The sequence below is a fragment of the Methanosarcina hadiensis genome (assembly GCF_046529725.1).
In the GTDB taxonomy this organism is placed as follows: Archaea; Halobacteriota; Methanosarcinia; order Methanosarcinales; family Methanosarcinaceae; genus Methanosarcina; species Methanosarcina hadiensis.
On sequence record NZ_CP136241.1, the window covers coordinates 1,333,754 to 1,357,033 of the forward strand.

General features: G+C 41.7%; 17 protein-coding genes. 13 read left to right on the forward strand and 4 right to left on the reverse strand.

The genetic code is table 11. The features are described 5' to 3' along the window. Window positions 1-380: 380 nt before the first annotated feature. Window positions 381-566 carry a hypothetical protein gene (locus RSJ42_RS05745; RefSeq protein WP_410509716.1) on the forward strand — a complete coding sequence of 62 codons (186 nt, stop codon included), beginning with the start codon at window positions 381-383 and terminating at the stop codon, window positions 564-566. 274 nt (window positions 567-840) lie between these two features. Here the strand turns inward: RSJ42_RS05745 and RSJ42_RS05750 are convergent, their stop codons facing one another. Next, window positions 841-2,106 carry an NAD(P)/FAD-dependent oxidoreductase gene (locus RSJ42_RS05750; protein ID WP_410509717.1) on the reverse strand — a complete coding sequence of 422 codons (1,266 nt, stop codon included), beginning with the start codon at window positions 2,104-2,106 and terminating at the stop codon, window positions 841-843. 354 nt (window positions 2,107-2,460) lie between these two features. Here RSJ42_RS05750 and RSJ42_RS05755 point away from each other — a divergent pair, with 354 nt between their 5' ends. From RSJ42_RS05755 to RSJ42_RS05765, 3 genes are all read left to right on the forward strand, one after another. Continuing rightward, entirely contained in the window at window positions 2,461-4,689 is a 2,229-nt protein-coding gene (locus RSJ42_RS05755; RefSeq protein ID WP_410509718.1) for a phosphoadenosine phosphosulfate reductase family protein, read from the forward strand. Window positions 4,690-5,416: 727 nt separating this feature from the next. Next, window positions 5,417-5,848 (forward strand): hypothetical protein, encoded by a 432-nt coding sequence (locus tag RSJ42_RS05760; protein WP_410509719.1) that lies wholly within the window; start codon window positions 5,417-5,419, stop codon window positions 5,846-5,848. 376 nt (window positions 5,849-6,224) lie between these two features. Beyond that, window positions 6,225-6,482 carry a pro-sigmaK processing inhibitor BofA family protein gene (locus tag RSJ42_RS05765; protein WP_410509720.1) on the forward strand — a complete coding sequence of 86 codons (258 nt, stop codon included), beginning with the start codon at window positions 6,225-6,227 and terminating at the stop codon, window positions 6,480-6,482. A gap of 341 nt (window positions 6,483-6,823) precedes the next feature. Here RSJ42_RS05765 and RSJ42_RS05770 read toward each other — a convergent pair whose 3' ends face one another. Next, entirely contained in the window at window positions 6,824-7,528 is a 705-nt protein-coding gene (locus tag RSJ42_RS05770) for an SOS response-associated peptidase (protein ID WP_410509721.1), read from the reverse strand. 179 nt (window positions 7,529-7,707) lie between these two features. On the opposite strand from RSJ42_RS05770, the gene dinB reads away from it, so the two are divergent. The 4 genes from dinB to RSJ42_RS05790 all read left to right on the forward strand — a co-directional run bounded on the left by dinB (window position 7,708) and on the right by RSJ42_RS05790 (window position 15,366). Further along, the gene (gene dinB, locus RSJ42_RS05775; RefSeq protein WP_410510328.1) at window positions 7,708-8,817 is read left to right on the forward strand and encodes a DNA polymerase IV; all 1,110 of its coding nucleotides are present in this window, start codon (window positions 7,708-7,710) and stop codon (window positions 8,815-8,817) included. Between the two features lie 325 nt (window positions 8,818-9,142). Beyond that, window positions 9,143-10,273, forward strand: coding sequence for an AI-2E family transporter (locus tag RSJ42_RS05780; protein WP_410509722.1), 1,131 nt, complete (start codon window positions 9,143-9,145; stop codon window positions 10,271-10,273). 269 nt (window positions 10,274-10,542) lie between these two features. Next, on the forward strand, window positions 10,543-12,450 hold the full coding sequence (locus RSJ42_RS05785; protein WP_410509723.1) for a threonine--tRNA ligase: 1,908 nt from the start codon (window positions 10,543-10,545) through the stop codon (window positions 12,448-12,450). A gap of 729 nt (window positions 12,451-13,179) precedes the next feature. After that, window positions 13,180-15,366 carry a DEAD/DEAH box helicase gene (locus RSJ42_RS05790; protein ID WP_410509724.1) on the forward strand — a complete coding sequence of 729 codons (2,187 nt, stop codon included), beginning with the start codon at window positions 13,180-13,182 and terminating at the stop codon, window positions 15,364-15,366. 596 nt (window positions 15,367-15,962) lie between these two features. Here RSJ42_RS05790 and RSJ42_RS05795 read toward each other — a convergent pair. Beyond that, window positions 15,963-16,544: a RimK/LysX family protein gene (locus RSJ42_RS05795; protein WP_410509725.1), complete on the reverse strand. Its 582-nt coding sequence runs from the start codon at window positions 16,542-16,544 to the stop codon at window positions 15,963-15,965. Between the two features lie 304 nt (window positions 16,545-16,848). On the opposite strand from RSJ42_RS05795, the gene RSJ42_RS05800 reads away from it, so the two are divergent. Together RSJ42_RS05800 and RSJ42_RS05805 are read left to right on the forward strand one after the other, a co-directional pair. Further along, window positions 16,849-17,568 (forward strand): alpha/beta hydrolase, encoded by a 720-nt coding sequence (locus RSJ42_RS05800; RefSeq protein ID WP_410509726.1) that lies wholly within the window; start codon window positions 16,849-16,851, stop codon window positions 17,566-17,568. 126 nt (window positions 17,569-17,694) lie between these two features. After that, window positions 17,695-18,537, forward strand: coding sequence for a nitroreductase family protein (locus RSJ42_RS05805; protein WP_410509727.1), 843 nt, complete (start codon window positions 17,695-17,697; stop codon window positions 18,535-18,537). A 192-nt stretch (window positions 18,538-18,729) separates the two neighbouring features. On the opposite strand, the gene RSJ42_RS05810 is transcribed toward RSJ42_RS05805, so the two are convergent. Next, entirely contained in the window at window positions 18,730-19,182 is a 453-nt protein-coding gene (locus tag RSJ42_RS05810) for a DJ-1/PfpI family protein (protein WP_410509728.1), read from the reverse strand. 455 nt (window positions 19,183-19,637) lie between these two features. On the opposite strand from RSJ42_RS05810, the gene RSJ42_RS05815 reads away from it, so the two are divergent. The 3 genes from RSJ42_RS05815 (at window position 19,638) to RSJ42_RS05825 (ending at window position 23,151) form a co-directional block, all read left to right on the forward strand. Continuing rightward, window positions 19,638-21,314 (forward strand): sensor histidine kinase, encoded by a 1,677-nt coding sequence (locus RSJ42_RS05815; RefSeq protein ID WP_410509729.1) that lies wholly within the window; start codon window positions 19,638-19,640, stop codon window positions 21,312-21,314. 438 nt (window positions 21,315-21,752) lie between these two features. Next, window positions 21,753-22,412: an ArsR family transcriptional regulator gene (locus RSJ42_RS05820; RefSeq protein ID WP_410509730.1), complete on the forward strand. Its 660-nt coding sequence runs from the start codon at window positions 21,753-21,755 to the stop codon at window positions 22,410-22,412. A 43-nt stretch (window positions 22,413-22,455) separates the two neighbouring features. Continuing rightward, complete coding sequence (locus RSJ42_RS05825) at window positions 22,456-23,151, forward strand: DUF169 domain-containing protein (RefSeq protein ID WP_410509731.1); 696 nt, start codon at window positions 22,456-22,458, stop codon at window positions 23,149-23,151. The last annotated feature ends 129 nt before the right edge of the window (window positions 23,152-23,280 follow it).

Sequence of the window (23,280 nt, forward strand, 5' to 3'; positions counted from 1 at the left end):
TTCCTATCAAATTATTTTCCAGGTTTTGAGCTTCCTGTCCAGAGTATTATGTCTCCTAAACCCGTTTTCACGGAAATCCTATTCGGTAGTCTCATGTATGATAAGATTATTGACATATTAATATTTTGGATATAAACCTGAAAAAAATTAAATCAGCAGCAATGATATGGTACTTTACAGTTTTTGACTCAATATGAATATATAAAGACCAGCAATCAGGAGTATTAATAGAATATTTAATATTGTTCTCTTAATTATAATTAAGAACCAGAACTGCTATAAGGCAGATATCTGGAAATTATCTTTGAAACGCATCCGGAATTTCTGACTGATGCGTGAAAGTATGATCATAATTTCGCATTTTTAAGCGAGGTATTTTTATGGAAGATTTTAATCAGCTAAAAAGGAAACTTGATGAAATGAGTGTTCCGGAACTTTATGAGTATGTAAAAGAAAATTATCCTGAAAACGAGGAGCTTACGCTCGGATCCAAAAAAATAGTTGTCAGGAAAGTCCTGAACTTTGAAAGAAACCGTCTTAATGAACTGGAAGAGTCTTACCAGTAAGGCTCAATTTCCCATCTCTTGACTTTAGTTTTAACTTTTTTCTTTCATTTCGATTTTATTGCGGGAAAGCCGCTCTCCTGAATCGAGCGAGACAAGAATGGCCGGGTATAGCGAATTAGATTTCATGGGTTAGATATACAGTTTATTTTCATTAATCTCTTTGAAAGATCTCATAGTTACAATTTCTGAAAATTATATCTCAATTCTTATTATATCTCAATTCTTGTTATATCTCAATTCTTGTTATATCTAATTCTTATATCTCAACCCTGTTTTAAAAAAGTGTCTTTAAAAATGTCCCGAAAGCCTTCATGAGCCTCAAAGTGTTTCCTGAAAACATCATCTTTCTCATAAGGACAGAGGGATGGTCCATATCCCCGTACTCTGTGATCATGTTCAGGATGGAGGGGGTATTTAAAGAGCCTATGAGTTCATTCAACTGGTTGTCTTCCAGTCTCCCCATATAATCGTGAATTTTCATACCTATATCGAGTTCTTTTGCCAGTCCCTTTCGCCAGAGCCTGTCGTATTCTGAGAGTCTGCCAGCAGAGGTATCTCCTTCAAGGGCAGCTTCGGCTGCAACTTTTCCTGCGATTTTTGCTGCAAAAGCCCCTGTGTAGATTCCTCCTCCTGACGTTGGCTTGGCCTGACCTGCAGCATCGCCAACAAGAAGGATTCCGTCCGTAGAGGTCTTTTCCTGGGGACCAACAGGAATTCCGCCAACAACGAAATCAAGCATTCCCCCTGAGTATCTTGATTTAACATGAGGGTTTGAGCGCAGGAATTTTTCAAGGTAGAAAAGCGGGGAATTCTCGCCATACCCGCTTTTGCAGGCGATTCCTGGCTCAATCGCAAGCCCTATTCTTGAGAGCTTTTCGTTAAGGGGCACTGTCCAGGCAAAAAAACCCGGAGCCGGAGAGCCGGGAAAAAGCTCAACAAAACTGCTGTCTTCCGAGGCGTAGGGAGCTTCTATCTGAATTCCAGGAAGAACCCGTGAAGGTTTCCCAAGGCCGGCATAACTGGCTATTCGACTTTTAACCCCGTCTGCTCCGATAACTACGGATGTGGATATTGTTTCGGGTTTGCCGCTCCTGATAATTTTAAGTTTTACATGGGAACTCTTTTCTTTCCCGCTCCTTTCGGTCAAGTTTCCGGTTTCGGAGCTATCTTTTCTAAACCCTATAGCCCTTGTTTTCAGGGAAAGTTCAACACTTTCCTCCACAGCCATCACTGCAAGGGTACGGTCAAAATTTTTTCGGGAAACAACATATGCCTTCGTTTTCTTTCCATCGACAGGCAGGCACTGCCCGTCAGGGGCGTGCACAAAAGCGCCGCGAACGGAATTGAAAACAAATTTGTCGGAAGGTTTCAGATCACATTCTTCAACAGCTCTTGTGCTCAGAAGCCCCGTACATCCTACAGGTGATCCTATTGAGGCGTGCTCTTCCAGCAGAAGGACTTTTGCTCCGTTCTTTGCAGCATAGCGGGCAGCGGTAGAGCCAACAGGACCGGCTCCTACCACGACAACATCATATTTCATGCGATATCACATTTGAAAAAATTAAGTTTTTTTACGAACAGGTTCAATGAATCCTTGTTTTTTTGGAAGCTCTGATTCTTTCCTTTCAGAAAATCCTGACGCTTCCGAGGAAGTTTAAAGGAAGTTTAATATACTCACAGTTCAATATAACAATATAAATATAAGATTTAAGTGATATTTTAAGAAAGGCTATTCAACAATAAAATGCTTTAATCCTTTTTTGGAAATATTATCAGTTCTTCCTTATAGAATGTTCCTGTCTTTCACAATATTGATATATCGATAAATGCATCCTTGCAGAAACTGAACGATAAAATACTTAATCATTTCTTCTAACTACCGGTCAGGACTTCCATGAATCAAAAAAAAGAAAAACACCACCAATCCCCCAGTTCACAAAAACAAAGGAGAAACAGCCCGGATAGAGGCAGTCAGGACAGAAAGAGTCCGCAAACCATTGGGGAAGTTGCAGAAAATAGGCCGCGGAGATTTAAAGAAAAAGCTCCTGCTAAAAAGAACCCTGGCCCTGGAAAGCGGCAGGAAATGGTGGATTTTTCAAAGAAAAAGTCCTCTCCACGCTTCGAATACGAAGACAATTTTATCTTCTGGTGCAAAAAATGCAATCTTCCTCTTATAGGGGAAGAATGCGGGATCTGCGGCGGTAAAGGCGAGATTCTCCATCTTTCCCAGCCTGCCGATGTAAGGTTTTGCTCTCCTTATGAGCGCGAGGTTCTTGCAGGGCAGTTGATTTCATCATTTGGCTATGATCCCCTGGGAGAAAGGCTTGTCCTCCTGAATAAAATCCCTGGAGAAGACAAAACTGATGAAGTTATCATAGACGGCTTCATTTTCGGGGTACTCAGTTTCGAACTTTCCAGGATGGACTACCTTTTTGAGCCTTCCCTTCAGGGAGCAAAAATTCTGCTCAAACATGCTGAAGGCAAAAGAGTAGAGCTTAAGAAAACAAACAGGCACCTCAATGGGAAAAACGTGCCTGCAGAGCTTATAGATTTTTTTGCGGATGACATAAAAGCAGGGGATTTTGTCCTTGTTACTTCAGGCAGCCTCAGAGGATACGGAGTTTCTTATATTGACGGTACTGGTTTTGCTAATCACGAGGAGACATCGGAATCCGCCCAATCCGGAAATGAAACAAAAATCCTCAGGGTTAGAAAAGTTGACAGCAGCGATGCTTCCCTGCATCCCGAGACTCCGGATTTAAAGAAATGTATAGATGCTAATAAAAAGCACCTGCAGACCCTGGGCAAAAATGCCATTAACACTATCCGCGGAATCGTTTCCAGAAATGAATACAAAAATCTGCCTGTTTATGTTTCTTTTAGCGGAGGAAAAGACAGCCTTGTTGTGCTGGATCTGACAAAGGCTGCCCTCAAGCAGAGGGAGTTTAAGGCGTTTTTCCTGAATACGGGAATTGAATTTCCAGAAACTGTCGAGTTTGCCCGGACTTTTTGCAGGGAAATGAAAGTCCCGCTCGAAGAGATGAGTTCCGGCTCTGCTTTCTGGGAGCAGGTAGGAAAATTCGGGCCACCTGCAAAGGACTTCCGCTGGTGCTGCAAAGTCTGCAAGCTTGCTTCGGCAGGAGATCTGGATATTGGAAAAGGAACAAAGACAGGGGATGGAAACGGAAATGGAAATCGTTTCATTCCGGAAAAAGAGGCTGCAAATGAAGTTGCTTACCTGACAATAGACGGCAAACGGAAGCACGAGTCGTTTTCAAGGGCAAGGATTGCAGCCAGTGAAACTAATCCCTTCGTCCCTGCGCAGCTCAATATTTTCCCTATCAGGGACTGGCGCGCTCTTGAAGTCTGGCTTTATATACACTGGAGAGGGCTTTCATATAACCCGCTCTATGACCTGGGATTTGAAAGGGTTGGGTGCTGGCTCTGCCCCTCTGCCCTTGCCGCCGAGTACGCCAGGGTAAAAGAGCTGCACCCTGAAATGCATGCCAGATGGAACGCTTTTCTACTTGAGTGGGCAAAAACACGCGGGCTTCCGGAAGAATTCGTAGATCATGGGTTCTGGCGCTGGAAAGAACTGCCCCCGAAGATGCTCAGGCTGGCAGACGAGCTCAAAATCTCTGTCCTTGCAAAAGAAAAAACTGAAGATTTTGGAATCGAGGTCGTTTCAGGAATTTCTCCCTGTAAGGCCGGAGGTTTCTCAGTCGAAGCAGGAGTTAAAGGCATAAGGGAAAAAGAAGCCGCAGATTTCATTAATGTGCTAGGGGAGACTGTTTATGCGGAAGAACTGGGAATGCTGCTGGTAAAAACCGGAACCGGGACTGTGAAATTTTTCTCGAATGGAAACCTGCTTGTAAGCTCGGAAACAAAAGAAAAAGCTGTCGAGCTTTTTAAGGAGACCGCAAAACAGTTTGTAAGGCTTTCCCGCTGTACAGGCTGCGGGATCTGCGTGAAAGCATGCCCTGTCGGGGCAGTTTCAATAAAAGAAGGAAAACCGCATGTAAATGAAGCCTGTACAGGGTGCGGAAAATGCATGGAATCCTGCGTGGTAACCAGGTATTTTGATAAAATTGTGCCCGGGCTGGATGAAAAGTTGAAGATTTGAATAGAAAATGAACATTGGAATTTCGAATAAAAAATATGAATACTGAGTATCTTCAGGCTATCAGGAATTATCGAAAGATATTATCCTGGGCGGTCTGGATGAATCTCAGTTTTCAATCAAATTTTTATTTTGACTATTTCTTTTTGACTTATTCTGGCAAGTTGCTTACGCAGGCTGCTAACGTAGATCTGATAGGAAGATTCTTCTTTCATCCTCTTGATTGCTTTTCTTTTTGGCGTGTGGCGAACTGCTTTCCATCTTGTGCCTATTTTTCCTTATTTTCAAATTCTTTAATTGAGTCTTCTGCCATTTTTACAATTTCATCAAGCTTGAATTTCTGCGTGATTATAAAATATTTCTAAATTAATTTTTGGATTCCCTCAATCAGGATACTTTTAATTTGTAGATGCTGGAAATATGGAGTTTATTATATTCGTAGCGTTTTTCATATTCGTAGCGTTTTTCCGCCTTCTTCCTTTTGACTTTTATGAATTATCAACCCTTATTTAAGAAATCTCCTGCCCATATCTTACTATAAAATACTACAGGTATGCTCCAACAGCTTATGGGCTTGTAAAGTAACAAATCAATTGATTAAATTATCTCAGGCAAACGATCTAAAATAAGTAGACTATATGATGCTAAGACTCAAAAGAAATGTTTAAAAGTTGCAGGAGTGTATTAAACATAAATATTTTCTATGTGAAAATAAAGGACAAGATCACTCATGAGACAACTATGCTCGCTTTATATTCTCTTTACTTTGATCCTGCTACTTCTAGCTCCAAACCTTACAAAAGCCGAGCTGATAAGTGAAGCTTCCGAAATACCGTTCCAGGTAAACAAGTCTGATCGCATTATGATTGGCACGGTAAGCGGGATCGATATACATTATGACTATACGATTTATACAATTACGGTTGAAGAATGGATTTACAATCCTCTGCCCATAGAGGTTATAAAAGTAAGAACTGAAATTGGTACGAATTTCTGGACTGAAGACGAAGCCGAGTTTATTCAGAACGAGTCGATGATCGTGATGTTGAAGGATGAGAATCCTGATCAGCAACTTTTCCGTGTAGCTATAGGCTTTCCGGGGAAACATCCTGTTTCAGATAGAGAAGTAATAATTAATGAGCTGAAAGCTCAGGGTAAGTAGCAGGAAGAAGATCAAAATAAGACAGATGATACAGAAGCGGTAGAAAATACAGAAAAAGCAGATGGGCAGGAAGAAAAATCCAGCTCCGCTCAGAAATTAAACAGTACTCCTTTTATAATTCCTTTCTGGACACTTGTAGCAATACTGGGTGCAGTAATATGTGCAAGGAGGAAGTAAAGCTTTGTTTTTCATTAATTTACGATGAAGACCTATTTATTACAACGAAAGCTCAGAGGGTCACGAATATCCTGACCTTTAGGTTGGGATGGCCGCCCGCAGTTTGATTTTCTTCTGGTACATATAAAAAACAAGTAGAAGCCTTAGAATACGAAAATCAATGATAGTTATAAATGAATTGAATCTCTAACTGGAAATTATGGCATTTGCAATTATAGAAATCTCAACGCTATTTCTGGCAATTATAATAGCTGTTGTATTATATGTAATTCTTAAGAATGGTACTCAGCTTGCTATGAATGCTGTATTTGGAATTATAGTCCTGGCTGCAGCAAAATTTTTGTTTGGACTTCAAATCGAAATAACATTATTAACCGTCCTGATTTGCGCAATTGGAGGCGTTTTCGGAGCATTTTTAATTATCATATTAAACTATCTTGGAATAGCTTTTGTATAAGTAGTAAAAGACTTTACGCAATTTTACTTCCCTTATGAAGGTAGTATGGTAGTAGAATATCTTACAATACGTATATTAGTTGTCAATATGTACATTAGTTGTAACAGTTCCTCGAAATATCTGGTACAGGCATCAAATTTCATTTAACAAGAAAAAAGCAGAAGTTTAGGGCTTTATAGCCCCTACTCTGTATTATAGAATTATTTCTTTGGTTTTGGTTTCCCGCTGCCATCTTTAGGTTTACAGGCCATATGCTCACCTCTCAATTAGTTAGTCAATAAAGTTAGAACTTATTTACTTATTATAGAATCTAAGACAATAAATTTTGTGGTCTCATTATATTAAAACAGAGTCCCTTGCCTGCTGCCTTTAACCGGCTCAATGACTTCGGGATAATCGTTTATCGGATTTCTGGCTGCGGCTCCGACCTGCCATTCTTCCAGTCTATCACCAGGGAAAGGCTTCAATAGTGGGCGAAGCTGACCCGCTTCATCAATATCGGGGCTCAACCATATTTCTTCTGCCTCTCTGTCCAGAATAACAGGCATACGATCGTGGTATTTGCCAACGACTTCATTCGGCGTTGTGGTGATGATTGAGTAGCTGTGTATTTCTTTTCCGCTGCCTTTGTCTTTCCAGATGTCATACAGCCCGGCAAAGGAAAAAATTGAGTCGTCTTTCATCCTGAAGTAATGCCAGGGATAGGGTTGTTTTGCAAAATTAACCTTATCCGGTTCGTAAAATCCTGTAGCAGGAATAAGGCAGCGTTTCTTAACAAACGAGTGGCGGAATGCAGGTAAAGTATCAACCGTTTCAGCTTTAGCGTTTATTGTTTTGTATTTATATTGTTCATCAGCTGCAAAATAGGGTAGTAATCCCCAGACCATTAACTCAACTTCATTATTTCCCTGATTCACGATAACAGGATTTGACTGTCCCGGTCTGATGTTCCATCTTGGTTTGAAATTATCTAAAAAATTTACAATATCGTATCTATCAATAAAATTCTGTATGCTTCGTACCGAAAGTCCATACGCTCCGCACATGGCGCCAACCTCTTTCTAATAATAAGTGTTATATAAGATATACTTTTAAGGGGTAAGATTTACTTTTAAGGAATAAAATTTACTTTTAAGGCAGCCTTCTCGTGGAAGAGTAAGTCTATCAATTCAATACTTTCACACAGCTTTCTCATCCCTATTATATTTTTTCATCCAATATTGCCCTGATGCTCGCACATAATCAACCTGCAAACAGCACAGGAAGGCCGATTGTCCTCCATGTAGACATGGACAGCTTTTTTGCATCCGTGGAGGTCAGAGAACAGCCGGAACTGAGAGGGCTTCCAGTTGTAGTAGGCGCAGACCCTGAGAGAGGAAAGGGTCGGGGTGTTGTGTGTACCTGCTCATATGAAGCAAGAGAATATGGAATTCGTTCTGCGATGCCAGTTTCGCAGGCTTATAAACTTTGTCCTGATGCTGCCTTTGTGCCAGTGAACATGAAACTCTATGCACAGGTCTCATCGAACGTAATGGAGATAATGAAAAGGTTTGCTGAGAAATTCCAGCAGTTTAGCGTAGACGAAGCTTTTCTGGTGCCTGATGCTGTCAGTAGTTTTGAAGACGCTGCAATAATTGCCCTGAAGATAAAGGACGAAATCCTGAAACAGGAAAGAATTACATGTTCTGTAGGAGTCGGACCGAACAAGCTGATTGCAAAAGTCGCTTCAAAGATACAGAAACCGGACGGGTTGACCGTCATAAGACCTGAAGATGTCCAGGAATTCCTTTATCCCCAGGAAGTCTCAAAAATCCCGGGTATAGGTGGAAAAACAACCGAAGCACTTAAACTGATGGGCATAACCAGAGTTGAAGAGCTGGCAAACTGCGATATCCAGAGGCTTTCTGAAAGGTTCGGGAAAATGGGCCTGTGGATGAAACAGGCGGCACACGGCCTGGATTTCAGTGAAGTAAAGGAATTGGACGAAGCGGTTAAGTCTATAAGCCGTAGCGGAACATTTGCAGAAGATACAAACGACCCTGTAAAAATTGCTGGCTTTCTTGAATTGCTTGCTGAGAGCGTTCATAGAGCTCTCATAAGAGATAGATTTCTTTTTAAAGTCGTGACCCTTAAAGTGCGCTTCGAGGATTTTTCCACATATACACGTTCAAAGACTATCCCTGTCTGGACTTCTGATATTTTCGTGATTAAAAGGGTCTCCATGCAACTACTTTCTGAATTTATCGGAAAACAAAAAATAAGGCTTGTGGGTGTAGGGGTTTCAAGACTCAGGGAAAGAGACACGAGGCAGACTCTGATAACGGATTTTATATAGGTGCATTGAAGAGAAGTTGTATTGACGAAAATAATGGTTAGTTATTAAATAATGGTCAGTTATAAAATGATGGTCAGTTCTGAAACTAACGCTATTTACGAATCCAGACAGGCTTGTCCATGAAAGTTTTATCATGAAGAAACTAGCACAGACAGGTTATTCAGGACAGATCGACAGCTATGCATACTGGAGTCAGGAGTTGTCAGACCCGGTGATTTTATTGAATATTCACAAACTCGCTGCCCAGGATTACGTTTTTGAACTTACTGTACCAGTAAATACGCACATCATTTTATATATTAAGAATTTCTAACTGTCCTATAGGATGCCGAAAGATATAAAACACGATAGACCGGTTTTCCAGCAGGGATATCTGGACGGAGTCAGCCAGATTATCGCCAGCCGCTGGAAAATAGGAGCAGCTATTGCATTAGCTGTGCTTTTGTTCTTTGCTTTCCTGATCCTTCTGCCCCTGGCAGACGGAATAGTGCTCGGCCTGGTCTTTGCTTATATTGCCAGGCCTATCCAGGTAAAGTTTGGGAAGTACAAAAAAATCGGGGCTCTCATTGCCAGTCTCTGTATTTTTGTTCCTATAGTATTCATTATTGGAGCCGGAATTGTTGAGATCCTTAACCAGATCTCCTGGTTTATTGAACACCAGGCCACATTTATGAGCGAAATTCTGGAATTCATACATTCAATGGAAATTCCTGGAATATATGTCGAAAGGATAAATAACGCAATCTGGAACCTTTTTACCTCTTTGCTCCCTGCGGTAGGCAGTATAGGACTGATCTCATATGCCCGGAGCATAGGACTTTTCGTAATTAACTTTATAATTTCCATACTATTCTGCTATTTCCTGCTTGCAGACGGGGACAGGCTTTATTGTGCTTTCCTTGGCGTAATTCCCGGAGATTACCAGGCAATTGTAAACCGTTATGCAGCCCATCTGGACCTTATCCTCAAAGGGGTTTTCATAGGTAATGCTTATTCAGCCCTGATAGTAAGCGTAACTTCGGTATTTGTCTTTTACGCGTTTGGATTTACGCACGTGCTTGCCCTTGCAACCCTGATTTTCATAGCCTCTGTTATCCCTCTTTTTGCCGGATATATGGTGCTTGTGCCCCTGGCTATAGTACGTTATTTTGATCAGGGGTTTGAAAGCGCATCACTTTTCTTTATCGTCTCTTCCCTTGTAATCTACGGCCCTCCGGAACTCATTCTCAGGCCTTACCTGACCAGCCTGAAATCAAAGATCCATCCTATGCTACTTATGCTCGCCTTCCTCGGAGGAGCCTTTGTAGGAGGAGTTGCAGGTTTCTTTGCAGCCCCCATTCTTCTGGGAGCTCTTGTTGCAGCTTACAGGGTTTATCAGGAACAGATTCATCCGGAAATGGCAGCCAGGGCTGACCCTGACCTCAGGAATCCTGCAGAATCATGCAGGATTGATTGAACAGGAGAGTGAACAGGTTCGTCCTCAATGAAGAGAAAGGGATTGCTTTATATCATTGCAGGGTGTTAGGACTTTCATATTATTCTTCCTTACTTCCTTTAATCAGGATCTACTGACGGATACAGACCTCAAACAGCCTGGAAATCAGGTCGTAGTATTAAGTCATTTAAGCCGTAATACTAAGCCATAATACTGTTTGATTCTCTGTTTGACCAGGAACCGAAACGAATTCGGTATCCATATTCTGTTTAGAAAACACAGGTGATAGAATGCAGTTATTGCTCATTCACTCTGATTATATTGAATACGAAACCAAAAAACAAACTCCAGTTGCTGAAAAAATAGAAGAGTCCTTAAAGTCGGGCAGGCTTGAGGAAGCCCTCACCGCTTTTACGGCTGTGGAAAGTGTAGACGAAGCCAATCCGGAAGAAGCTATAGAAAAGGCTGTCTCTGAAATCGAAAAAGTTGCAGCCCAGGTCAAAACAAACCGTATAATGCTTTATCCTTACGCTCACCTGAGTTCTGACCTTTCCTCTCCGAAAGTTGCAGTTCAGGTTTTAAAAGGCATGGAAAAAGCTCTTTCAGCCAAATTTGAGGTAAAAAGAGCACCTTTCGGATGGTATAAGGCTTTTACCGTAAGCTGTAAAGGACATCCCCTGTCCGAACTCTCCCGCAGCATCCGTCCCGAAGGGACTGAAAAGTCGTCATGCAAAGTCGTGGCAGTTGAGGAAAAAGAAGAAGTTGTTTCCGAAGCCCTGAAAGCCGAAGGTACAGCAAGGTCTTACTGGCGCATCCTGACTCCGGACGGGGAACTTCACGAAGTTGAAAGCTTTGATCTGACACCGTACCCTAAACTTCAGCAGTTCGTGAATTATGAAATCTCCAAGAGCAGGGCAGTTGAACGTGCTCCCCCTCATGTCGAACTCATGCGCAGGCTCGAGCTTGCAGACTACGAACCGGGATCAGACTCAGGAAACATGCGCTACTACCCTAAAGGAAGGCTTGTCAAATCCCTTATTGAAAACTACGTGCTTGATGTCGCAACCGATTTCGGGGCAATGGAAGTTGAAACTCCCCTGATGTACGACATGAACCACCCGACTCTCAAAAAGTACCTTGACAGGTTCCCTGCAAGGCAGTATTCTATCGAGTCGGACAAGAGGCAGATGTTCCTGCGTTTTGCAGCCTGTTTCGGGCAGTTCCTTATGAACCACGACATGACGATCTCCTACAAGAACCTGCCACTCAGGATGATCGAAATGACGCGCTACAGTTTCAGAAAGGAACAGCGCGGGGAACTTGTGGGCTTGAGGAGGCTCAGGGCTTTTACAATGCCTGATATGCATACCCTTTGCGAGGGCATGGACCAGGCAGTAAACCAGTTCAAAGAACAGTATGACCTCTGCATCAATGTGCTTGAAAATGTCGGAATCCATATTAACGATTATGAGGTTGCCATTCGCTTTACGAAGGACTTCTATGAGTCTAATAAGGAGCTGGTAGTCAGCATGGCAAAAACTGTCAACAAGCCTGTGCTCGTTGAGATGTGGGATACCCGTTTCTTCTACTTCGTACTCAAGTTCGAGTTTAACTTCGTGGACGCCCTTGCCAAAGCAAGTGCACTTTCTACTGTCCAGATCGACGTGGAAAATGCCGAAAGGTATGATATTTCCTATGTAAACGCAGACGGTAAGCTTGAAAGGCCTACTGTGCTCCACTGCTCTCCAAGCGGCGCAATTGAACGCTGCATTTATGCATTACTTGAGAAGGCTGCAATGGAGACCGAAGAAGGAAAGGTCCCGATGCTGCCTGTCTGGCTTTCCCCTACTCAGGTCAGGATCGTGCCGGTTTCGGAAAAGCACATTCCTTTTGCCGAAGAGGTTTCGAAGAAACTGGACTGCAGGGTCGACATTGACGACCGCGACCTGTCAATAGGAAAGAAAGTAAGAGAAGCTGGCAGGGAATGGGTGCCTTATGTTGTGGTCATTGGAGACAGAGAGGTCGAAGAAGGCTCGATTAACGTAACCATCCGTGCAGAGTCAGGACAGGATAAACCAAAAAAAGTCCAGATAACTCCGGAAGAGCTCAGTGCCCGCATAAAAGAAGAAACTGCTGGCAAACCTTTCAGGAAACTTCCGCTTGCAAAATACCTTTCTGTAAGGCCGAAGTTTTTCTAAGCAAAGTTTTTCCAAGCAATTTGAAGTCAAGAAATCTAACTTAGGGAAATCTAACTTAGGGAAATCTAACTTAGGGAAATCTAACTTAAGGAAATCTAACCTAAAGAAATTTGAGTTAAAGGAATCAAATAAATTGGAGCCCTTTCAGGAATAACTAGGTAAATTTCTACCAGGAAAATTTCAACCAGGAAAATTTCAAATGAAGATCTCTTCAATGAATTTTCCTTTAATTTATTCCTTTAATTCCTGAAATTGCTCTCAAAACAGTTATATTTTTATAGTTACTATATATTATAACATTATATATTTCAGAAAATTTACATTATTGTAACTCTCATCCGCCGTAATTCTTATATTGCCGTAGTTATTTATTATTGAAAAGGGATTCCTTTTAACTAAAAGAAGTTTAGACATACTCTTTTCGATTTTGGAATGAAAGGAGATAGTCAGATTCAGTTCAAGTTCAGTCCGGGTTTAATCCAGGTATTCCTGACTGAAGGTTTTTATTTGTTATTTTACAGTGAGGGGAATAATTCTTAGAATCTTTCCAGTTGCATGCACCTTTGCCTGTGCATACTCTATGCACTGTTTCCTGTGCATGGAGCATACAGTTTTCCGGAAAACTCTTTAAAAGAACTCTTTGAAAGGTAGCTTTCTGGTTTTAAAATATATCCAAATCTAGAATTTATCCAAAATCCATAATGTTAAAATTATAAGGACAGCGTACTGATGACAATTTCAAATGAAGCCGAAGCCGGCATGGAAACAGTCGAGCTCGAGCCCTTGAGGGAAGATAAGAAAAGAATCTTTAAAGATATTCTGGGGTATTTTGAAACCCATCAGAGAGGCTATATCAAAGTTCCAACGGGCTGGGGTAAGACTTTTCTTGCAAAACATATAATGAAAGAATATTACGAAAATGGAAAGCTTGTTCTTTTCCTGATTTCGAAAAACAACCCTCTCTTAACCCAGACTTACTATGACAGGAAAAAAGACAGGCCTCTTTTTCCGGATAGCGCAATCCTCTCTTCCGAACATAAAATATCGAGAAAAGAAATTGCAGAAGCTCTCAGAGAGTCAGGGCAGGAAAAAGATAAAGGTTTTGTGATTTTTGCCTCTTTACAGACCCTGCTTGGAAAACAGGCATCAGAAATCAAAGAATTGCTTCTTGAGTACGCCGACCTTGTGATAGTGGATGAGATCCACAACTTCATCAATAACAGGGGAAATGATTTCCTCAACGAGTTCGGAGAACAGACCAGAATCATGGGGATGACTGCAACTCCTTTCCAGGGTGTTGTTGGAAATGTCAAGTTCGTGGACGAAATTGCCGGGGATATGCGTGAAATTTATGCAAAGACACTGCCCGAATGTATTCTTGACAATGAACTTGCACCCCTCAAATATACTATTGCAGAAAGTTCGGAGGACATCTTTGAGATTTTCGACTTTGAGAAAGGGCTGGATGAACTTGATAAGCAGGACCTTTTCCTTGACTGCAGCACAGCTGACAAATTGAAAAAAGTAGTGAAAAGGACGCAGCTTGCTAAAGACGTATATGATTCTCTGATAAAACAGAAGAATTCAAAGACTCTCGTCTTCTGTGCCCCTGTAAGGAAAAGAGTCTATGGAGCCGGAGGAGAAGGAGAGGAAATCAATGCTTTTCATGCAAAACTTACTGCTTCGGTATTCAATGGGGAAATTTCAGCTCAGGCACTTGAAAAGGATGCAGAGCCTGCTTTGCCTCTCGATTTTGATAATTATAACTCCGCTGGAGAGTTCAAAGACACAGCTTTTATAACCTCAGAATTGTCCAGAGACGAACAGAGTGCTCTTCTTGCAGCATTCAGGGATGCGGAGAGGCCGCCCTATATCCTGTGCACGGTCGGCATGCTGATAGAGGGCTTTGACTTTCCGGCTCTTGAGTCTCTTATCCTTCTGCGTCCCACCCTGAGTATGCGGCTTTTTGAGCAGCAGGTGGGAAGGGTTACAAGGCTTTCTCCCGTTTCCGGAAAGGATAAAGGTAAAATCTTTGAGATTTCGGACAGCATTGATTCCCTTTATCAGCGCTTTGGAGAAGGGGTTTTTAACGGCGAAAAGGTTGACCAGGTTCAGATGCTTCAGCCCGAAATCCGCCTCGAAGAACTTTTCTCCGAAGGAGACGCAGCCAGGGCAATTGAAGAAGGGAAAATCGAGATCAATAAAGTGGACTTCAGTGCTCTTGCAAAAGGCAAAGGAAAAGGTGCCCAAATCAGGGAAGTGCCTGTAAGGCTTCCTCCGACTGTCATAAGGTCAAAGTATTTTTCGCGCCTGCTTGCCCTTACCGAGGAAAAAGATATCGGAGCTTTTGAACGCGAAAAGAGGGAACTCATGCGGGCTACCCTGCGGTTCAGAGTAAAGGAACTCAGGGATGCCGAAGAGCTTGCCGAACTTTCAGGAAAGATAAATAAGCTCAAGAGGGAAGCCTATGAAGACCGCAGGTTGGGAGATGTTTCAAGGCAGCACAAACCCAAGGTCTTTGGGGAAGTTGAATGGCTCCTTAAACTCCAGGCTCTTAATTCCCTAAAATATGAAGGCGGGAGAATTTCCGCACCCGAGAAAAACAAAATCCTAAAAGCCCTGGGATTCGAGCCAGATACGAGAAAAATAGACAGCAACAGGCTTAAATGCCTTAAACTCGGCTCTGCCCAGAAGACTATTCCTGACCTCGTCAAAGTGCTTGGCTTCGTGAGCCGCCTCTCGTCTTCGGAAACCTACCAGTTCCTCGATAAAAAGAAAAAAGAGCAGTGGAAGCGGGAATTTTTGCCTGCTGTTTACTGGGGCTTCTGCTTTATCGAAGATTCCCCTGAACTGAAGGAGCTTTTCGAGTCCACGGAATGGGACAGGCGTGTCAAGAACATAATCAGGCAAAAATAATCTGGCGGTTCCGGATCAGTCATCAACATCATTCAAAGCAGAGCACCCTATCGGAATTTTTTGTTTTTTCTACTGCGGGTTGCGGGAGTGAGACGCATCACCAGCCCGGATAAATGCCTTACTTATTCCGTGAGCCAATATTCAAATCCAATATTTAAATATATGATTATAGGCGCGTCACCGGCTTATTATAGCTCGTAACAAAAGGAGCTTTTGAATTCACATATTAACTGAAATACCGCCAGCTTGTCTGGCGGCTCTACACAAAAAGCGTAAAAAAGAAGAGAAAAGCGGAAGACAGTAGAGGGAAAAAGAGACTTGAAAAGTGTTAAAAATGAAACAAGTATGTAAAATATGCTTCCCTTTTTTTGCAAAATTCGTCCTGGTTTTCCGGGTTTTCAAGGAATTCTGACATTAATTTGCATTGTGATTTTTATTTATTCGCTTCTCTTTTCTTCTTTTTTATCGCGGGAAAGCCGCTCTCCTGCGTCGAGCGTACAGGAACGGTTCAGTACAGTGAATAAGGTCGTACGGGTAAAGAATACTTGCGATCCAGACTTCAGATCATAGCTTCCGTCATAACCCATATTATATTTTTACTGAACCTTTTTCTGTTCATTTTTCACCGTATCTTTGACATATTCAAAGTTCCATAACGGAACTCCTTTTATTTCTCCTTTCTCAAGATGCTCTATTTCATGAGACGCACTGTATGCCGGCGTACCTTTCAGTTTTATGCTTTTTTTCGCCAGTTCCCTGACTGTTATTTTCCTGAGTTCAGGGTTTACCTCTGCAAATATGATCCTTTTCGCCTGCAGGGTTATTACATAAGGCCTTTCAACCAGTTCTCTTTCTTCTTTTGTCCCGCATTTTTCCAGCCTGCGGATAACTCCTTCTTCGGCTACGATCTCTGGGTCGATGAAAAAGTAGATCTTTTCCTGGGTATAGCCGGTTTTGCTTTCCTCATCGTAATAAGTAATTACATCTTTTACTGCCATGCTTTTTGTCTCTTCGGAGGCATAGCTCCACGAGCCTCCTGATTTCAGCGAAAGCAAGAAAGGAAGAAACAGATCGGCCTGGATTCCAAAACTTGAAATCATATTTTTTTCCAGGGCTGAAAATTTGAAGATTGCCCTGATTTCTTCAGCATCCATATTCTTGTTCTCTCCTTCATCCATGTTAACTTCCCCTTCATGTTAACTTTCTCTTCTTAAGAGTTTGAATCTCGAAGTCTATTTAATTTTCCTTTCTTGATGAAACGTGTTGAATTTATCACTAAAATTCCGTGTTCTGGCAAAATACAAATTTTCATATTCTTATCAAATATTCCTGCTAAAAGATTCATTTTTAAGTAAATGTTGTAAGGTGATAAATACAAGAATCAACCTGGAACAATATCCTGCTCTATTTATCATTGGATTTTGGAACTAAATCTAAAGGTTGCGAATTAAATTTATTTGTTGTTTAGAGAGAAGTGATAGAATGGATAAAAGACACTTTTATATCTCAAATAATAACATACGTATTCCTGCCATCCTGTGGGGAGAGCAGAGTGAAAAGCTGTTGATTGAAGTCCATGGCAACCTTTCAAATAAAGAGGATACCGTAATTTCCATGATGGCACAAAAAGCCGTCGAGAAAGGTTACCGGGCTCTGAGCTTTGACCTGCCCATGCATGGTGAGCGTATGGGTGAGGAATATGCCTGTATCCCGGAAAATTGCGTAAGCGATCTGACTGCTGTTTATGAATATGCAAGGTCACTTGCATCTGATATTCATCTGTTTGCTTGCAGCATGGGAGCCTATTTCAGTCTTCTCGCCTATCACGACCTGAATATAAAGCAAAGTTTATTTCTCTCGCCCATCGTCAATATGGAACGCATCATAAGCAACATGATGGAAAGTTTCCATGTAAGCGAAGAAAGACTGAAAGAAGAGCATAAAATCCGGTTGCCGATCGGGCAGGTACTGGAATGGAACTATTACTGTTACGTGAGGGAAAACCCAATTAATTTTGAATGGAAAGCACCTGCTGCTATTCTGTATGGTTCTGCTGATAACCTGTCAGAATGGGACGAGATTTCAGCATTTGCAGAGAGGTATCAATCAACAGTTGAGGTTCTGGAGCATGGGGAACATTACTTCCATACGGAAGAGCAATTGAAGGTATTTGATAAATGGGCAGATGAAAATCTCCTGTAAAACCTGATGAAATACGGCAAACAGAAAAGTATCAAACCTATTATTCTTTGCCCATTCAGTGATTGAATTAACGAAACTTTACAGATAGAGAAAAAGAAAGTAATAAATGCTGGCCTGTTAATATATATGCCCTTAACAGGATTTGATATAATGGCTCATATTATCGTTGATCAGGATAGCTGCACAGGGTGTGGCATCTGTGTAAAAGTATGCTCTGCAGGTATTATCAGTCCGGATAATGAAACTAATCTCCCGCAGGTGCAGGAAGAAAATGTTTCCCATTGTTTCTACTGCGGGCACTGTGAGGCTTTCTGCCCCTCCAAGGCTCTAGTTCTGAACCTCAGCCCGGAAGAGAAAATTCACTTACTGCCTGATTCTGGAACTATCGCCCCGGAAGATATAGCATATTATATTAAGAAGCGCAGGTCTGTCAGGCACTTTACCGAAGAACCTGTGCCGAAGGAAAAAATCCTTGAGGTTCTCGATATTGCCCGCTATGCAGCATCCGGCGGCAATGGGCAGCCGGTCGAATGGCTTGTGATCTATGACTCTGAAAAGGTCAGAAAGGTTGCCAAACTCACTATGGAATGGATGAAAACCCTGTTGAACACCCCACATCCCATGAGCGGGTATGTACCCGTACTTATTTCTGCATGGGAGCAGGGAAACGACGTCATCTGCCGCGGTGCTCCGCATCTGCTTTTCGCCCATATCCCAGAAGATAACCATATTGCATCGATAGATGCCATTATCGCCCTCACGCATTTCGATATCGTTGCGCCGGCATTCGGCATCGGAACCTGCTGGGCTGGTTTTGTTGCAGCGGCTGCCATGTTCTATGAGCCTCTCCAGAAAGAGCTTAATCTGCCTGCAGGAAGAAAATCTGCCTATGCAATGATGTTTGGCAACCCGAAGTATAAAATATATGGGATTCCCCGCAGGAAGCCACTTCAGGTTACTTGGCAGTAAAGCTTTTTAATGTCTGAAAATTTAAAAATTTGAAAACCTCATAAGTTAATAGTTGAGGGTTTTGAGAGTTTTGGGGTTTTTTCAATCCCTTTTCCTCAAATACTCCGGAGCCTGCGGAATTTTGTGCATTATTCCATACGACCTGCCGGACGGGTAGTACTCAGCACCTAATTGAATTTTGCCTGCCGAAGTTCAGGTATTCCCGTCCCTTACAACCCTTTCCTCCACCGCCTCCACGTCGCCCAGTTCTCGTAATCTCGGGAGTGAACCCCAGTGGGTAGTGGCTTTTTTGTTTGTGAGCAAACCGGCACGGTGGAGGATGAATGTTCCTGTGCATACGGAAAGCACAGCTTTACAGTTCTCAGCCTGCGAGGCAACGAATTGGATAAGAGACGGATTGTCTACCTCTTTGCGCGTGCCTTCGCCGCCGGGAACCAGGAGAAAATCAAGTGGGTGGCAGTCCGCAAAGGTAGCATGGGGGTTTATCGACATTCCCTTGCTGCAGACCACGGGGCCGGAATTTTCGGCAATCATCAGGCATTTTTCAGGCCCCTGAGCAAATTTGCTCCAGAGCGATATTATTTCCCAGGGGCCCACAAGATCAAGTTCTTCTAGCCCGGGAAAAATTAAAAATCCGAAATTCATGCTAGGAAGTCTGTAGATATTTAGTAAATAATTTTCTCTTAATGTGATGAACGTGCTCAGTTATGGCTATTCTTTGCTTAAAGCTGAATTCCTGAGAGCTAGTAATTCTGTAGGGCAGAATCAGGAAAGTTACTCCTCCGATAAAATGCTCGGCAACCCTTCTCACTTCCTCTGGAGATTGCATGTGCATTAGCAAAAACTGATTTGCTCCCCAGGATAGTAAGCCCTACCTTTATAATACAATAGAAATAAAAGTAGTAGTGGTTAAATTATTATTCCATTCCACTTAAATGAAGATGGTCACATTACTATCAAAGAAGGAGATCCAAAGGGAAAAATGAATAAAATGGAGCTATTTCTAGCAAAGAACCAAATCCTGTAATCGGCGTAGAAAAGGATGGGAGGGCTCTTTACTCAAACTGGACAGGTTTTATCCCTCACCGGAAGAAGGATGTGTGAACATTTACGAGTTTAATATAAACAATCAGAAGAATCTCGATGAAAAAGTTAAGGAAAGTGAACCTCAGGAAACAGCGAACGTGGAGCTTGTCGAGATTATTGACATCCAGACGGTCCAGTCTTTGATTAATGATTTCTATGAACTTACTCATATTCCAATCGGCTTAAGGGATCTTAAAGACAATGTTCTGGTAGGCGCTGGATTTCAGGAGATCTGCTCTAAATTTCACAGGATTCATCCAGAAACTTGCAAGCACTGCATGGAAAGTATCATAGAACAATCCAGGGATATCCTCCCGGGAGAGTATAAGCTGTACAGGTGCAGGAACAATATGTGGGATATATTGACCCCCATTATGGTGAACAACCGGCATATAGGCAATATCATCGCAGGGCAGTTCATTTTTGATGATGAGCCTCTTGACTATGAGCTTTTCCGATCACAGGCTAGAAAATACGGCTTCAATGAAGATGAATATATAAAAGCACTTGAAAAAGTCCCGCGGTTAAGTAGAAAAACTGTAAATACAGCCCTGTCCTTTTTCATTACGTTTGCCAGCATACTCTCACAGTTGAGCTATAGCAATAACAGGCTGGCTCAATCGCTGGCTGAACGGGAAGCCCTTTTAGAAGCACTGAGCGTAAGTGAGGAAAAGTACCGCAACATCGTAGAGACAGCAAATGAAGGCATAAGCATAATTGATTCAGAAGAAAAAATTACTTTTGTCAATAAGAAGATTGAAGATATGTTTGGTTACAGTGCGGAAGAACTCACTGGCAGGTCGATGTGGGACCTTATCAGTGGTGAAAGTAAGGCTATTATCAAAAAGAAGTTAGAAAAAGGGTGGGAAAATGTCAATGAGAGCTTCGAAATTAAGTTTATACGTAAAGACGGCTACCCTGTCTGGACACATACAAACTCCAAATCTATTCTTGAGAAGAATGGTAAGTTTTTTGGAACACTTAACCTTCATACTGACATTACTAAGCGAAAAGAAGCTGAAGAAGCACTCCGAAACTTCGAAAATGCCCGTAAAAAGGAAATACATCACAGGATCAAGAATAATCTTCAGGTAATCTCCTCTCTTCTGGATCTTCAGGCTGAGATATTTAAAGGCAGAAATAATATTAGAGATTCGGAAGTGTTGAACGCTTTCAAAGTAAGCATGGACAGAGTTCTTTCTATTGCCCTTATACATGAGGAACTGTACAAAGGTGAAAATATCGATGTGCTTAACTTTTCTCAATACATCAAAGAATTAGCTAATAATTTACTCCAAACATACAGGATTGAAACCGATGTCAGCTTGAGCCTCGACCTGGAAGAGAACCTATTTTTAGATATGGATACTGCTATTCCATTAGGGATAATCATTAACGAACTGGTTTCAAACTCTCTCAAGTATGCATTTCCTGACATGGATAAAGGAGAAATCCGGATTAAACTCCAGAGGGGTGAAGAAGGAGAATCCAAAACCAAAGGCTGTAAGGGCGTTGACTTTGTTCTAATTGTTTCAGATAATGGCGTAGGCATCCCTGAATATCTTGATATTGAAGTCCTCGACAGCCTGGGACTTCAGCTTGTAACTTCCCTTGTAGACCAGTTAGATGGCGAACTTGAACTGAAAAGAGATAATGGAACAGAGTTTATTATACGGTTTAGCAGTACGTGAAAACAAACCATTGCAGCTATTTGTTCGCTCCAATCCTCTCTTTCTCTCCATTACTCCTATTTCTCTCCATTACTCCTATAACAGGCTAAATCTCGCTCACACCCAGACCCTTTTAATCCCAGAGAATGGAACAAAATTGGTTTCAGGATAGGCTCAAACACAAAAACAAAAGGGATTTTTGTCAGGTCAATTTTTGAAAATAGAGGTTGTGCGAATATCCTTAAAAATAACGTCACACTCCAGATTAATAATATGTATTATTTTTTATTTAGAAAAAGCAGAAAAAATAATATTTGATAATGTAGTCTAATATGGGTGAGCCGCAGAGAGATTCAGAAGACGTATTCTAAAGGCGGCTATTTGTTGGGTGAAAGTCTGATATAATAAATTATTTGGAAAAAAACAAAAATTAAATTTTGAGTTCTCGCTGGTCTTAAGATGTCTGTAAATCCTAACGAAATAAAATTAGTTAATAATGTCATGGCCAATGTCACCAGACAAAAGATAATGAACTTCTTATCTTCGGGAAATAAAAGCATCGGGGAAATTGGAGGGGAGATAGGGAAAACCGCGTTTGATTTTCACCTGAAGCTTCTGCAAAAGGCAAACCTGATTGAAATCGAAGAAGGAACTGTAAAGTTAAGCGGGTATGGCAAGGATTTCCTTAAGGATAAGAAAGAAAAAAATGGGAGTAAAACTGAAGATCTCTTTGAGGTAAAACCGATAGAGGTCACTGAGATCAGGCATCTTTTGCACTGTATAGCCGACTCTTCAAAATTCAGGGTAATTGCAGATATGGCTCCTCCGCCAGGCGGATATCTGAGGCTTTTTACGCCTCTTTTTCCCGGAAGCCGATATTCTGACAGAATAAATGCCCTGATGATTCAAAAAGAAGAGATCGTTACAACTATTTATGGTACCGGAAAGGTAACCATGACAATGATAAAAAGCGAGAGTGAAGCCATTAAATCCCTGCAGGATCTGAAGAATATCATTAACCAGGCCATTGCAAAGGGCGTCGTTTCAGCATCAAGGGAAAAAGCCGTGGCCGAGGTCGAGCCTGTAGAAATTAACAAATCCCAATCCGAAGAACGATAACAAATCAGGGCTAGAAATCAAAGTAAAAATCGGGGTTAAAAATATGGATGTAAAAGAAATAAACAGTTACGGACAGGAACTCATTGAGTATCTGCAACTTATAACATCTCCTGTTGCAGTAACATTAATTTTAAAAGGAAGAGAAATTCCAGAAGGGATTAAAAGAGTAGACCTGGGTATGACTCATTGCCAGTTCGTTGACAGAGTAAGGAGAACAGGAGAAGAATTCTATACCCTGGGTGAGGATCAACTGTGTAAAATTGGAGCTGGCACAATGGGCCTTAATGAAATTCCTCCCGAAGTATTCAGCGGAGAATCATATTACAAAGATTTTAAATTATTCAGTACACAGGGAGCTGCAAGGTATACTGTAGAAAAAATAGCTGTTCTTCCACCTGATTCAGTAGAAAGTGTAATGTATGCTCCCCTTGAAGAAGCCTCATTTATTCCTGATGTTGTAGTTTTTATCTGCAACCCCAGACAGGTTATGTTGCTTACCCAGGCGCATCTGTATAAGGCAGGAGGCAGGCTCGAAACAGGTTTTTCGGGAGCGCAAAGCCTGTGCTCTGAAAGTGTTGTGCAAGTTTATAAAGAAGGCAGAGCAGGAGTTTCAGTCGGTTGTATTGGCAGCAGAGGCAGTACCGAGATGGAAGATGAAGAAATGCTTATGGGTATTCCTGTTCAACTTATGGCTGAAGTAGTTTCAGGCCTCAAAGAGATATGTCCTAAAAAGGATTAAGTTTTGAGCCTATTGAAACTGAAAAACGAATTTTTCATTTCTCTATTAATTTACTTATGCCCTTTCTGTCACTTATTTTCCTTTCTGTCATTTATTTCCTTTCTGCCCCTTATTTTCCTTTCTGTCACT